Here is a 14,332-nt window from a genome sequence, read left to right on the forward strand (position 1 = left end):
CCAGTTAGTCGTTATTCACTGATGTGGAGGTCGGGAATGACCGTCTTGTCCACCCGGGTGGTCGCGGGCTCCGACGAGTTCGCCGCGAACGCCGCCGGGCACGCCGAGCTCGAGCAGCGGCTGGACGCGCTCGTGGCCCGCACGGCGCTCGGCGGTCCCGAGAAGTCACGGCAGCGACACGTCGCCCGAGGCAAGCTGCTGCCGCGTGAGCGGGTCGACCTGCTGCTCGACGAGGGGTCGCCGTTCCTCGAGATCGGGGCTCTCGCGGCGCACGGCCTCTATGACGGGGACAGCCCGGCGGCCGGCGTCATCGCGGGCATCGGGCTCGTCCACGGTCGCCAGGTCATGGTCGTCGCCAATGACGCCACCGTGAAGGGCGGTACGTACTACCCGATGACCGTGAAGAAGCATCTGCGCGCTCAGGAGATCGCGCTCGAGAACGCGTTGCCGTGCCTCTACCTGGTGGACTCCGGTGGCGCGTTCCTGCCGCGGCAGGACGACGTGTTCCCGGACCGCGAGCACTTCGGTCGGATCTTCCGCAATCAGGCGCTGCTGTCGTCGCGGAAGATCCCTCAGGTCGCCGCGGTGTGCGGCTCCTCGACCGCGGGCGGCGCCTACGTCCCGGCGATGTGCGATGAGACCGTGATCGTCCGCGAGCAGGGCACGATCTTCCTGGGCGGCCCGCCGCTGGTGAAGGCCGCCATCGGCGAGGACGTCACCGCCGAGGAGCTCGGCGGCGGCCGACTGCACGCCGAACGCTCGGGCGTCGCCGACCATCTCGCCGACGACGACACCCACGCGATGCAGCTGCTGCGCGACATCGTCGCGACCCTGCCGCGGCCGAACGAGCCGGCGTGGGAGGTGGTCGAGGCGGCCGAGCCCGCCGTCGACCCGGGCGAGCTCACCGGCGCCGTGCCCGTCGACGTGAACAGCCCCTACGACGTGCGGGAGGTCATCGCACGCCTCGTCGACGCGTCCGAGTTCCATGAGTTCAAACCGCTCTATGGGACCACGCTCGTCACCGGCTTCGCTCGGATCGACGGGCACCCGGTGGGCATCGTGGCGAACAACGGGATCCTCTTCGGCGAGTCCGCCCGCAAGGGGGCCCACTTCATCGAGCTCTGCGACCAGCGGCGGGTGCCGCTGCTGTTCCTGCAGAACATCTCCGGTTTCATGGTCGGCCGCGACGCCGAATCCGGGGGCATCGCGCGCGACGGCGCCAAGATGGTCACCGCCGTGGCCACGTGTCGCGTGCCGAAGCTGACGGTCGTGATCGGCGGCTCCTTCGGCGCGGGCAACTACGCCATGTGCGGCCGCGCCTATTCGCCCCGGTTCCTCTGGATGTGGCCCAACGCCCGCATCTCGGTCATGGGCGGGACGCAGGCGGCCTCCGTGCTCAGCCAGATCAAACAGGACGCCCGTGTCAAGGCCGGTGAGGAGCCGATGACCGAGTCCGAGATCGACCAATTCTCCGCGCCGATCCGGCAGCAGTACGAAGACCAAGGCAACCCGCTCTACTCCACCGCCCGCCTCTGGGACGACGGCATCATCACGCCGGGGCAGACCCGCCGCGTGCTCGCGATGGCCCTCGACGTCGTCTCCCGCTCGCCGCTGCCGGACACGCAGTTCGGCCTGTTCAGGATGTGATCGACGTGACCGAGAAGCTCTTCGACACTGTGCTGGTGGCCAACCGCGGCGAGATCGCGGTGCGCGTCATCCAGACCGTGCAACGCCTCGGCATCCGGGCCGTGGCCGTGTACTCGGACGCGGACGTGCAGGCCCGCCACGTCCGGCTCGCCGATGAGGCCGTCCGGCTCGGACCCGCCCCCGCTCGCGAGTCCTACCTGGACATCGATGCGGTCGTCGACGCGGCCCGGCGGGCCGGTGCTCAGGCCGTGCACCCCGGATACGGCTTCCTCTCCGAGAACGCGGACTTCGCCCGTGCTCTCGAAGCCGCCGGCATCGTCTTCATCGGCCCGCCGGTGGCCTCGCTCGACGCCATGGCGGACAAGATCCGCGCGAAGGAGACCGTCAGCGCGCACCAGGTGCCCGTCGTGCCCGGCATCGCCGACCCGAACCTCAGCGACGAACAGCTGGTCGCGCAGGCAGACGAGGTCGGCTTCCCCCTGCTGATCAAGCCCTCGGCCGGCGGCGGGGGCAAGGGCATGGTGGCCGTCCACGCCGCGGCGGATCTGCCCGCGGCGCTCGCCTCGGCCCGCCGCACTGCGGCCAGCGCGTTCGGTGACGACACCCTCCTGCTCGAGCGGCTGATCACGTCGCCGCGGCACATCGAGGTCCAGGTGTTCGCTGACGCCCACGGCACCGTCGTGCACCTGGCCGAGCGTGAGTGTTCACTGCAGCGCCGGCACCAGAAGGTCATCGAGGAGGCGCCGGCACCCCTGCTGAGCGCCATGGACGACGGGGGAGGGGCCCTGCGCGCCCGGCTCGGCCAGGCCGCCGTGAATGCGGCCCGGTCTGTCGGCTACGTCGGGGCCGGCACCGTCGAGTTCCTCGTCTCCGACGACCGGCCCGACGAGTTCTTCTTCATGGAGATGAACACGCGTCTGCAGGTCGAGCATCCGGTCTCCGAGGAGGTGGTGCGCGTGCGCGGGCGGCGGCAGGACTTCGTCGAGCTGCAGGTGCGCGTCGCCGCGGGGCAAGAGCTCGGTTTCACTCAGGACGACGTCGGCCTCGAGGGTCATGCGTTGGAAGCCCGTGTGTACGCCGAGGACCCGGCGAACGGCTTCCTTCCCTCCACGGGGCAGGTACTCACCTGGGAGCCGCCGCGCGGCGAGGGCGTCCGGGTGGACGCGATGCTCTTCCCGGACACACCCGACGAACAGCCCGCGATCACGGGGTTCTACGACCCCATGATCGCCAAGATCATCGCCTGCGGCGTCGACCGGACCGAGGCCATGCAGCGACTCGATGGCGCGCTCGCCACAACGGTCCTGACAGGGGTCACCGCCAACCTGGCGTGGCTGCGTGACCTGGCTGCTCTGCCCGCGGTCCGCCAGGGCGCCCTGACGACGACGATGATCGACGAGATGGACGCCTGGTCGCCGCCGGCGCTCTCCGCGGCGCAGCTGGCGGTCGTGGCCGCTCGCCTAGCCGAGGTCGACCGATCCGCGTCGTCCGAGCGGGTCGGCGCCTGGCATGCCGCCGACGCGTGGCGCGCGGTCGGAGCACCGAGCCCGGCGCTCACCCTCGAAGTCGGGGGCGAGACCCACTCCGTCGTGCCGGCCGATGATCCGGACGTGGCCGCGTCCGACCTGGACGTCCGCCTCGACGCGCGCCGGGATCCGCGCACCGCGTGGGTGCGGCGCGACGGCGTCACCTGGCGCGTGCACCGCCTCAGCCGCTCCGAGCTGCTGTCCGCCGCCCGTGCGGCGGCCGCGGCCCGCCGCGCCCCCGACGGAGCCGGCTCGCCCGAGGCGCGCACGCCGATGCCCGGCACGGTCGTCGCCGTGCACGTCGCCACCGGTGACCGGGTCGAGGCCGGGACCCACCTGGCCGACGTCGAGGCGATGAAGATGGAGCACCCCGTCACGGCGGCGATGGCCGGCACCGTCACGGTGCACGTCGCCGTCGGAGACTCCGCCTCGGCGGACGCCGTGATCGCCACCATCGATCCGGACCCGGCATCCGACTGACCCCTGCCACCGCGAGCCAGCACCACCACGATCCCACCACGACCGCCCGAGCGCGGCGCCCGACGCCGCGCCCAGTGAAAGGAGCCCCTGCCATGAGCACCAAGCACCGCACCCTGCCCGCCCTGGACGAGGAGTACCAGGCGCTCTCGGACACCGTCCGTGAGTTCGCCGACGAGGTCGTCGCCCCCGTCTCCGCCGACCTCGACGAGAAGCACGAGTTCCCCTACGAGATCGTGAAGCAGATGGGGGAGATGGGCCTGTTCGGCCTGCCGTTCTCCGAGGAGTTCGGCGGCATGGGCGGCGACTACTTCGCCCTGTCCCTCGCGCTCGAGCAGCTGGGCCGCGTGAACCAGTCCGTCGCCATCACCCTGGAGGCCGGCGTCTCCCTGGGCGCCATGCCGATCTACAAGTTCGGCACACAGGAGCAGAAGGAACGGTGGCTGCCGGACCTCGTCGCGGGCCGCAGCTTGGCCGGGTTCGGCCTCACCGAGCCCGGCGCGGGCTCGGACGCCGGCGGCACGCAGACCACCGCCACGCTCGAGGACGGGAACTGGCGGGTCAACGGCGCCAAGGAGTTCATCACCAACTCGGGCACGGACATCACCTCGCTCGTCACGGCCACCGCCGTCACCGGCACCGTCGAGGGCAAGACCGGCCCCGACGGCGCACCCGTCAAGGAGATCTCCACCATCATCGTCCCGACCGACACCCCCGGCTTCTCCGCCGGCAAGGCCTACAACAAGGTCGGCTGGAACTCCTCCGACACGCACCCGCTGCACTTCTCCGACGCCGTCGTGCCGGAGGAGAACCTGCTGGGCACGCGGGGCCGCGGCTTCGCGAACTTCCTGGCGATCCTGGACGAGGGTCGCATCGCGATCGCCGCGCTGGCCACCGGCGCTGCGCAGGGCTGCGTCGACGAATCGGTCGAGTACGCGAGGAACCGCACCGCGTTCGGCAAGAACATCGGCTCCTACCAGGCGATCTCCTTCAAGATCGCGCGCATGCAGGCCCGGGCGCACGCCGCGCGCCTGGCCTACTACGAGGCCGCCCAGAAGATGCTCGCGGGCAAGCCGTTCAAGACCGAGGCCGCGATGGCCAAGATGCTCGCCGGGGAGGCCGCGATGGACAACGCCCGCGACGCCACCCAGGTCTTCGGCGGATACGGCTTCATGAACGAGACCCTCGTCTCGCGCCACTACCGCGATTCGAAGATCCTCGAGGTCGGCGAAGGCACCACCGAAGTGCAGCTCATGCTGATCGCGCGCGAGCTGGGGCTCTGATCGGGCCGTGGCAGAGGCACAGCAGAGCTCCACACCGCCGACCGTCTACATCGAGCAACGCGGTCGCTACGCTGACGAGCTCGAGGTCGGTCAGGTCTATCTGCACCGGCCCGGGCGCACCCTCACCGAGGCCGACAACGTGGCGTTCACGACGTTGACGATGAACCCCCAGGCCCTGCACCTGGACCACGCCTATGCCGCCACGCAGCCGTTCGGGCGGCCGTTGGTGAACTCGATGCTGACGCTCTCCACGCTCGTCGGCCTCTCCGTGGGGCAGACGACGCAGGGCACGCTCGTGGCCCAGCTGGGCCTGGGTGAGATCGCTTTCCCGAAGCCGGTGTTCCACGGGGACACCCTGTATGGCTCGTCCCAGGTCACCGCGATCCGCGAGTCCTCGTCGCGGCCGGGGCAGCGGATCGTCACCTTTGCGCTGACGGGCGTCAACCAGGACGGCGACGTCGTGGCCCGTGCCCAACGCACCTGCCTGATGTGGACGAAGGCCGCGCACGAGCAGGCCCGCGCCGACGCGGGGGAGCGGTCATGAGCGCTCAGACCGGTTCGGCGGCGGAGTACCGCCCGGCCGGCCCGCTCGACCTGGGCCCGGCGATCATGTTCACGCCCGCAGATCGGCCCGAGCGTTTCGCCAAGGGCCTCGAACGGGCCGATGCGGTGATCCTCGACCTGGAGGACGCGGTCACGCCGGCCGACCGGCCCGCCGCGCGCGAGGCCGTGGTCGCCGCGTGGGCCGAGCGACAGCAGCGCGGGCTCGACCCCGAGCGCGTCGTCGTCCGGGTCAACCCGGTGGGCACGGCCGCGCACGAGCAGGATCTTGCGATGCTGGCGCAGACCGGCTGGCGGACCGTCATGCTGGCCAAGACCGAGTCGGCCGAGCAGGTCGACGCGGTGGTCGCCGGCCTCGGTGCGCACACCCGCGTCGTGGCCCTGTGCGAGACCGCGCTCGGGATCGTGGCGTCGGCGAGGATCGCCGCACACCCGCGCGTGGTCGCGATGATGTGGGGCGCCGAGGACCTCGTGGCATCGATGGGAGGCACGTGCTCGCGCACGCCCGACGGGACCTACCGGGACGTCGTCCGGCATGCTCGCTCGAGCGTGCTGCTGGCCGCGGCGGCCCACGGTGCCGCCGCGTGGGACGCCGTGTTTCTCGACCTGAAGGACCATGATGGCTTGGCCGCGGAGGCACGGGACGCCGCCGCGGTCGGCTGCGCCGCAACGGTGTGTCTGCACCCGGGGCAGGTGCCGGTGATCCGCGAGGCGTACCGGCCCGAATCGGAGGCGGTCGACCGAGCCCGCACCCTGCTGGCCGAGGCGCAGCGCCACCCCGGGGCGTTCTCGTTCGAAGGCGCCATGGTCGACGAGGTCGTCCTCGCGCAGGCACGGATCACCCTGCGCCGTGCCGACGCCGTCGACCAGGGATGAGAGCGGGGAGGCGCTCCCGACGCGGTCTTCGGCTCTTGCGCCGAGCGGGGCACCGCACGAGCGGCCCGGCGTGGATGTCCACGCCGGGCCCGTGGCTGCTTACGTAGGATGTGCCGGGTGAGCACCCAGAACCCTTCGACGACGTCGTCCGACGCTGCACGCCGCGTGGTGCTGCTCGGGTCCACCGGTTCGATCGGCACCCAGGGACTGGAGGTCATCGCCGCGGCCCCCGACCGGTTTGAGGTCGTGGCGCTCGCGGCGGGCGCCAACGTCCACCTGCTCGCCCGGCAGACGATCGCCTTCGCCCCCGAGGCCGTCGGCGTGGCCACCGCCTCCGAGACGCAGGTGCGTGCCGCGCTCGCCGCCGCTGCGGCCGAGGCGGGTGTCCCGACGCCCGAGCCGCAGATCGTCACCGGCCCCGATGCCGCCGAGCTCATCGCCGCGTGGCCGACGGCCGACACCGTCTTGAACGGCATGACCGGCTCGATCGGCCTGCGGCCCACCCTCGCCGCCCTGCGTGCCGGGCACCGCCTGGCCCTGGCCAACAAGGAGTCGCTCATCGTCGGCGGGGCGCTCGTGAAGGCGGCCGCCGCCCCCGGGCAGATCGTCCCGGTCGACTCGGAGCACTCCGCGCTGGCCCAGGCCCTGGCGGGCGGCCGTGCCGAGGAGGTCTCCCGACTCGTGGTCACCGCCTCGGGCGGTCCGTTCCGCGGGGCCACCGCTGAGCGCCTGCGGCAGGTCACTCCCGCGCAGGCCCTCGCGCACCCGACCTGGGACATGGGCCGCGTCGTGACGACCAACTCCGCGTCCCTGGTCAACAAGGCGCTCGAGGTGATCGAAGCGCACCTGCTGTTCGATGTGCCCCTTGACCGGATCGACGTGGTCGTGCACCCGCAGTCCGTCGTGCACTCGATGGTCGAGTTCGTCGACGGCTCGACCCTCGCGCAGGTCTCTCCGCCGGACATGCGCCTGCCCATCGCTCTCGGCCTCGGCTGGCCGGATCGCGTCCCCGGAGCGGTCCCCGGCTGCGACTGGACGCAGGCGACGCAGTGGACGTTCGAGCCCCTCAACGAGCAGGTTTTCGGGGCTGTTTCCCTGGCCAAGGCGGCGTGTGCGGCCTCGGACACGCATATGGCCGTGTTCAACGCGGCCAACGAGGAGGCCGTCGACGCCTTTCACGACGGCCGGATCCGGTTCGACCAGATCGTCGAGACGGTCCGAGACGTCGTGGAGGACTACGACCCGGCCGTCGTGCTGCTCTCCGCCGGCCAGGCCCCGGGTGAGCTCACCGTGGAGGCCGTGCTGGCCGCCGAGTCCTGGGCCCGTGAGACGGTCCGGTCCCGGTGGTGAGCATGGAGCTGCTCTGGTTCGTGGCCGGCGTGCTCGCGATGGCGCTGGGCATCGCGGCGTCGATCGCCCTGCACGAGGTGGGCCATCTGGTGCCCGCGAAACTGTTCGGCGTGCGCGTCACGCAATACATGGTGGGGTTCGGCGCGACCCTGGTCTCCTGGCGGCGCGGGGAGACCGAATACGGGCTGAAGGCGATCCCGCTGGGCGGCTACGTCTCCATGGTCGGAATGCTGCCCCCGCCCCGCGAGGGCAGGCCGGCCCGGACCGCGTCGACGGGGCTGCTGCAGCAGATGGACGACCTGGCGCACACCGCGCGGGTCGGCGCCGCCGAGGAGCTCGGGCCCGAGGACGAGGGGCGCCAGTTCATTCAGCTGCCCGTGTGGAAGCGCGTCGTGATCATGCTCGGCGGGCCGTTCATGAATCTGCTGATCGCTCTGGGCCTGACGGTCCTGCTGGTCACCACGCTCGGCACGGCCACCCCGACCACGACCGTCGGAGAGGTCTTCCGCTGCGTCGTCTCGGCTCAGGAGCAGGCCCAGCGCCCGGACGATGAGGACCGGTGCCGAGACTCGGACCCGGCCGCCCCGGCCCATGAGGCAGGGCTGCGTCCGGGGGACCGGATCGTCGCCTTCGACGGACGTGCGATGCAGGAGTGGGACGAGCTGTCCGCGGCGATCCGCGACCGGGCCGGGCAGCAGACCGCGATCACGTGGGAGCGCGACGGGCGCCGCATGCACGGGGAGATCACCCCGCGGCTGACGGAGCGGCCCGTCACCGACGCCCTTGGCCAGCCGGAGCGGGCGCCGGACGGCTCCGCGCAGACCGAGCACGTCGGCTTCATCGGCATGGGATCGCAGATCCAGAACGTGCGCGGCACGCCGGCCGACGCGGTGGGCGTTGTGGGTCGGCAGGTCTCGGGCGTCGTCGACGTCGTCACCGTGCTCCCGCAGCGCCTGTGGGACACCGCGGTCGCGGTCGTCACGCCGGCCGAGCGTGACCCGAACGGCCCCATGTCCGTGGTGGGCGTGGGGCGGATCGCCGGAGAGGCCGCGGCCCTGGACGACGTCGCGCTGTCGGACAAGGCGGCCATGCTGCTCTCCCTGCTCGCCGGGGTGAACGTCGCGCTGATGGTGTTCAACCTGATCCCGCTGCTGCCGCTGGACGGCGGGCACGTCGCCGGGGCGCTGTTCGAGCAGCTGCGGCGGTGGTGGGCCCGACTGCGGGGCCGCCCGGACCCGGGTCCCTTCGACCTGGCCACCATGATGCCGCTCACCTACGTTGTCGGCGCCGCGATGCTCGGCATGGGCCTGCTGCTGATCGTGGCGGACCTGGTGGAGCCGATCCGGGTGTTCTGACGTGCTCGGACGTCGTGCTCGATGCGGTGCCCGCGCCGTCCTCGGCGTCCTAGGATGGGCAGACGTCCACGGCGCGGGGTTCGACTCGGCGCCGACGGTCGCCCCTGCCATCCGCAACACCAAGGAGAACCTGACGTGCCCGTGAGCCTCGGAATGCCGTCCGCCCCGCCGCCGACCCTGGCCAAGCGCCGGCCGACCCGGCAGATCACGGTGGGCTCCGTGGGCGTCGGCTCGCAGAGCCCGGTGTCGGTCCAGTCGATGACGACCACCAAGACGCACGATATCGGCGCCACCCTGCAGCAGATCGCCGAGCTGACGGCCGCTGGCTGCGACATCGTGCGCGTGGCCTGCCCGACGGACAAGGACGCCGACGCGCTCAAGGTCATCGCGCAGCAGTCGACGATCCCGGTGATCGCGGATATCCACTTCCAGCCCAAGTACGTCTTCGCTGCGATCGAGGCCGGCTGCGGTGCCGTGCGCGTCAACCCGGGCAACATCCGCAGGTTCGACGATCAGGTCAAGGAGATCGCCCAGGCGGCCTCGGAGACCGGCACGTCCATCCGCATCGGCGTCAATGCCGGATCGCTCGACAAGCGCCTGCTGGAGAAGTATGGCAAGGCCACCCCCGAGGCGCTCGTCGAATCGGCCGTCTGGGAGGCCTCGCTGTTCGAGGAGCACGGCTTCCGGGACTTCAAGATCTCCGTCAAGCACAACGACCCGGTGATCATGGCCCGTGCCTACGAGCTGCTCGCGCAGGAGGGCGACTGGCCGCTGCACCTCGGTGTCACGGAGGCCGGTCCGGCGTTCCAGGGCACCATCAAGTCGGCCAGCGCATTCGGCTATCTGCTGGGCCAGGGCATCGGCGACACGATCCGTGTGTCCCTCTCCGCCCCGCCCGTCGAGGAGGTCAAGGTCGGTCTGCAGATCCTGCAGTCGCTGAACCTGCGCGAGCGCAAGCTCGAGATCGTCTCCTGCCCGTCGTGCGGCCGAGCCCAGGTGGACGTCTACAAGCTCGCCGACGAGGTCACCGAGGGCCTCAAGGACGTCACGGTGCCGCTGCGCGTGGCCGTGATGGGCTGCGTCGTCAACGGTCCGGGCGAAGCGCGTGAGGCGGACCTCGGTGTGGCCTCGGGCAACGGCAAGGGCCAGATCTTCGTCAAGGGCGAGGTGATCCGCACCGTGCCCGAGGACCAGATCGTGGAGACGCTCATCGAGGAGGCCACCCGCATCGCCGAGGAGATGGGCATGGAGGTCGACGGCGATGGCGGTGACGCAGCCGGCACCCCGACGGTCTCGGTCCACTGACGAGGCGGTCCGCGTGGCCGGCGCCGGCCGCGTGCGGGTGCTCACGGACGCGGACACGTCGGCGCTAACGGCGCTGGTCGACGCCCATCCGGTCGCTAACGCCTACCTCGCCTCGCTGCTGCACGGCGGGCGGTTGGCCGGGCCGCGTGGCGGCTCGGGCGGCACGCTCTTCCTCGGAGTGGGTGACCCCGGCTCCGGCCCGGGCGATCCGCTGCACCAGGCGGCCTGGGTCGGCTCGAACGTCGTCCCCGCCGCGACGGACGAGCCCCCCGCGCCCGAACTGGGGGCGGCCGTGGCCGCGCTGCGCCGACGGTTCGGCTCGCTGTACGGGCCGGCCGCGCATGTGGCGGCGATCGAACAGCGGCTGCGTGAGGCAGGCCACCGGCCACGCTCCCTACGAGCCGAGCAGCCCCTGCTGGTGGCCGGTGAACCGTCGATCTGCCGTGACGACGCCGTCGTGCCGGCGGTGCCCTCCGACTACGACGCGGTGCTCGCGGCATCGGTCGCCATGTTCACCGAGGAGCTCGGCGTCTCGCCGCTGCGCGCGGGGGCCGAGGCCTACCGCGAGCGCGTGCGTCGGCTCGTGCAGCTCGGCCGGGTGCTCATCGACCGGGTTTCCGAGCCCAGCGTCGTCGAGCCGGTGCGGTTCAAAGCGGACCTGGGGGTCGTCTCACCGGCCTGCGTCCAGATCCAGGGCGTGTGGATCCCGCCGCATCTGCGCGGGCAGGGCAGGGCCGCCCCGGCGACGGCTTCGGTGGTCGACGCCGCCCGTCGTCTCGCCCCGCTCGTGAGCCTCTATGTGAACGCGTACAACACGGCGGCGCTGCGTTCCTATCTGCGGGCGGGATTCACGCGTGTCGGCACGTTCGCCACGGTCCTGTACTGATGTCGACTCGCGCACACCCTGTGTGAAAGCGTAGACTGATGTGTCGTCATGCTGTGTCATGAATAGTGTGCCAGTCGTTCATCGACTGTCGCAGTCGCCTATACTCGGCGGGTTTCGGGTGCCGCTCTCGGCGCTCGCACCCGACCCCGCGCCAGACACTCAGGAGCCGCCCCGTGGAGTTGACCGCACCCGTGAAGCGCCTGGTGCTTCCCTCCGTGCTCGGTGCCGTCCTCGTGGGTCTGGTCGCGTGCGGGCCCGCCGAGGAGCAGGCCCGGTCGGCATCGGGGTCCGGTGAGGCGTCCGCTTCGTCCTCGACCGCGGGCTCCGGCTCGACTGCCGGGTCCGCGTCCCGGCCGAGCGGCGACTCCCTGCATGCGCGGGCGCAGGACGACTTCTCCCGAATCCTCGGTGAGGGTTCGCGGGTGCTGCCTCCGGACAACTTCGAGGAAGAGAACGAACGCTTCAGCGATGCGCAGCCCATGCACACCGTGCCCGCCTCGTGCGCGCCCATGACCAACATGGCGTCCTCGGTGATGGCGCCGAAGGCGCAGGACGCGATCATCGGTCAGCACAGCGACCAGGGCGGGGCAGCCGTCCTCTCGGCGGTGCGATACGCCGACGCCGACGTCGCCGCCGAGGTCCTGGAGGAGGCGACGAGCGTGATGTCCCTGTGCGCGCGGTTCCGCTTCCAGGACCACAGCGGGGCCTCGGGGACGTGGGAGTACGAGGTGTCTACCGTGCGTGTCGACGGACGCGAGGGACTGGCGATCCGCGGTCACGCGGTGTCCCAGGACGGCCTGCTCCCGGTCGACACCACCACGCTCTATGTTCGCGAGGACGATGTGATCGGCGAGGTGTCCCTCTACGGCCGTCGCGCGCAGCGCTCCGCGCAGGACGATCACGCCGAGCGCGACCGGATGGCGACGCAGGTGATGGAGGCCGTCGCCTCGTGAGGCGCAGGCCGGATCGGTCCCCGGCCGCGTGAGAGGTAGGATCGCGCACGAAGCTTGAGGCGCGGCCGACGCGCCGACCCCGAGGCCGGACGAGGCGACGTGGGGGTCGGTGCGTCGGCCGCGGCTGTCCGTCACGACCGGCGCGGCGCGGCCGAGCCCGTCCCGCTCCACCCGAGGAGGCCCCATGGCCATGCGCATGTCCACACTGTTCCTGCGGACGCTCCGAGACGATCCGGCCGAGGCCGAGGTCGCCAGCCATAAGCTGCTGGTCCGGGCCGGCTACATCCGGCGTGCGGCCCCGGGCATCTACACGTGGCTGCCGCTGGGCCTGAAGGTCCTCGCTCGCGTCGAGGCTGTCGTCCGGGAGGAGATGGAGGCCATCGGAAGCCAGGAGGTCCACTTCCCGGCGCTGCTGCCGCGCGAGCCCTATGAGGCGACAGGTCGCTGGGACGAGTACGGGGACGGCCTGTTCCGTCTGCAGGATCGCAAGGAGAACGACTACCTGCTGGCCCCCACGCATGAGGAGATGTTCACGCTGCTGGCGAAGGACCACTTCTCGTCGTACAAAGACCTGCCCGCCACGCTCTACCAGATCCAGACCAAGTACCGGGATGAGGCCCGTCCCCGCGCGGGACTTCTGCGCGGCCGCGCCTTCGTGATGAAGGACTCGTACTCCTTCTCCGTCGACGACGAGGGCCTCGCCCGTGCCTATGAGGCGCATCGCGAGGCATACCTGCGCATCTTCGAACGGCTCGGGCTCGACGTCGTCCCCGTGGCCGCGACCTCCGGGGCGATGGGCGGCTCCCGGTCCGAGGAGTTCCTGCACCCCTCGCCGATCGGCGAAGACACCTACGTCGAGTCCCCGGGCGGCTACCGCGCCAACGTCGAGGCCGTCACGACGGTCGCTCCCGAGCCGCTCTCCGATGAAGCGATCGCGGCCCTGCCGGCCCCGCAGGTGAAGGACACCGCCGGCGCCGAGACGATCGCGGCGCTGGTGGACGTCGCCAACCAGGTGGCCCCGCGCGAGTCGGGGACCTGGACCGCGGCCGACACCCTGAAATGCGTCGTCCTGACCGCCGTCCTCGACGGCGGACAGCGGCGGCAGTTCGTCGTGGCGGTCCCCGGCGACCGTGAGGTCGACCTCAAGCGTCTCGAGGCGAGCATCGGCGCGGCCCTCGGCGTCTCGGGCGAGCCGCGTCTCGAGGCGGCGACCGAGGCCGATCTGAAGCGTCACCCCGCACTCGTGCGCGGGTACATCGGCCCCGGCGCGGGGGCCGACGGCGAGCGCACGGTGCTCGGCGCGGAGGACTCCGTCACCGGGCTGCCGCTGTTCGTCGACCCGCGCGTGGCGGTCGGCACCGCGTGGATCACGGGGGCCAATGCCGACCAGCGGCACGTGTTCGGCCTCGTCGCCGGACGCGACTTCGGCTGGGACGGCGTGGTCGAGGCGACGAGCGTGATCGACGGGGACGAGGCTCCGGACGGTTCGGGCCCGCTGACGGCCCGGCGCGGCGTGGAGATGGGCCACATCTTCCAGCTCGGCCGCAAGTACGCCGAGGCGCTCGGCCTGAAGGTGCTCGACGCGAACGGCAAACAGGTCGTCGTCACGATGGGCTCCTACGGGATCGGGGTGACCCGCGCGCTCGCGGCCATCGCCGAGCGCTACCACGATGAGAAGGGCCTGGTGTGGCCCCGCGCGGTCGCCCCGGCCGATGTGCACGTGGTCGTCGCCGCCAAGGGGGAGGACGCCGCGGCCTACGCGGATCAGCTCACCGGCGAGCTGGAGGACGCGGGGGCGCGCGTGCTGCTCGACGACCGTGCGAAGGTCAGCCCGGGCGTGAAGTTCAAGGACGCCGAGCTGATCGGTGTGCCGACCAGCGTCGTGGTCGGTCGGGGCCTGGCCGAGGGGACCGTCGAGTTCAAGGACCGTGCCACAGGTCGGGCGCGCGAGGTCCCGGTCGCCCAGATCGTCGACGAGGTGCGCGCCGCCGTGGCCGGTTCCGGTTCCGACGCCTGAACGCGTGGAGGCGGCGCCGCGTGCTCGGCCGCCGGTACAGTATCCAGCTGATCCGTCGTCGTCGACGACGGGGACCGGACCCGGCAGGGACGCCGA

At 71.6% G+C, this 14,332-nt stretch carries 11 protein-coding genes; all 11 read left to right on the top strand.

The features are described from left to right. The first annotated feature begins 36 nt into the window (after nucleotides 1-36). The 11 genes from HDA30_RS01670 (at nucleotide 37) to HDA30_RS01720 (ending at nucleotide 14,236) form a co-directional block, all read left to right on the top strand. Nucleotides 37-1,647 (top strand): carboxyl transferase domain-containing protein, encoded by a 1,611-nt coding sequence (locus tag HDA30_RS01670; protein ID WP_184240919.1) that lies wholly within the window; start codon nucleotides 37-39, stop codon nucleotides 1,645-1,647. Between the two features lie 5 nt (nucleotides 1,648-1,652). Beyond that, nucleotides 1,653-3,653: an ATP-binding protein gene (locus HDA30_RS01675; protein WP_184240920.1), complete on the top strand. Its 2,001-nt coding sequence runs from the start codon at nucleotides 1,653-1,655 to the stop codon at nucleotides 3,651-3,653. A 92-nt stretch (nucleotides 3,654-3,745) separates the two neighbouring features. Further along, nucleotides 3,746-4,933, top strand: a complete 1,188-nt coding sequence (locus HDA30_RS01680) for an acyl-CoA dehydrogenase family protein (protein ID WP_184240921.1) — start codon at nucleotides 3,746-3,748, stop codon at nucleotides 4,931-4,933. A 7-nt stretch (nucleotides 4,934-4,940) separates the two neighbouring features. Next, nucleotides 4,941-5,477 carry a MaoC family dehydratase gene (locus HDA30_RS01685; RefSeq protein ID WP_262337670.1) on the top strand — a complete coding sequence of 179 codons (537 nt, stop codon included), beginning with the start codon at nucleotides 4,941-4,943 and terminating at the stop codon, nucleotides 5,475-5,477. Beyond that, a complete protein-coding gene (locus HDA30_RS01690; RefSeq protein ID WP_184240922.1) occupies nucleotides 5,474-6,370 on the top strand; it encodes an HpcH/HpaI aldolase/citrate lyase family protein in 897 nt (298 codons plus the stop codon). Before HDA30_RS01685 ends, HDA30_RS01690 begins: the two co-directional genes overlap by 4 nt. Before the next feature lie 108 nt (nucleotides 6,371-6,478). Next, nucleotides 6,479-7,720 carry a 1-deoxy-D-xylulose-5-phosphate reductoisomerase gene (dxr, locus tag HDA30_RS01695; protein ID WP_184240923.1) on the top strand — a complete coding sequence of 414 codons (1,242 nt, stop codon included), beginning with the start codon at nucleotides 6,479-6,481 and terminating at the stop codon, nucleotides 7,718-7,720. Nucleotides 7,721-7,722: 2 nt separating this feature from the next. After that, nucleotides 7,723-9,075, top strand: a complete 1,353-nt coding sequence (locus HDA30_RS01700; protein ID WP_184242253.1) for a M50 family metallopeptidase — start codon at nucleotides 7,723-7,725, stop codon at nucleotides 9,073-9,075. Nucleotides 9,076-9,228: 153 nt separating this feature from the next. Continuing rightward, nucleotides 9,229-10,380 (top strand): flavodoxin-dependent (E)-4-hydroxy-3-methylbut-2-enyl-diphosphate synthase, encoded by a 1,152-nt coding sequence (gene ispG / locus HDA30_RS01705; protein ID WP_184242255.1) that lies wholly within the window; start codon nucleotides 9,229-9,231, stop codon nucleotides 10,378-10,380. 13 nt (nucleotides 10,381-10,393) lie between these two features. Beyond that, nucleotides 10,394-11,266 (top strand): GNAT family N-acetyltransferase, encoded by an 873-nt coding sequence (locus tag HDA30_RS01710; protein WP_262337672.1) that lies wholly within the window; start codon nucleotides 10,394-10,396, stop codon nucleotides 11,264-11,266. Between the two features lie 173 nt (nucleotides 11,267-11,439). Next, nucleotides 11,440-12,219, top strand: coding sequence for a sensor domain-containing protein (locus HDA30_RS01715; protein ID WP_184240924.1), 780 nt, complete (start codon nucleotides 11,440-11,442; stop codon nucleotides 12,217-12,219). A gap of 184 nt (nucleotides 12,220-12,403) precedes the next feature. Further along, a complete protein-coding gene (locus HDA30_RS01720) occupies nucleotides 12,404-14,236 on the top strand; it encodes a proline--tRNA ligase (RefSeq protein ID WP_184240925.1) in 1,833 nt (610 codons plus the stop codon). The last annotated feature ends 96 nt before the right edge of the window (nucleotides 14,237-14,332 follow it).

It is taken from the genome of Micrococcus cohnii (assembly GCF_014205175.1).
In the GTDB taxonomy this organism is placed as follows: Bacteria; Actinomycetota; Actinomycetes; order Actinomycetales; family Micrococcaceae; genus Micrococcus; species Micrococcus cohnii.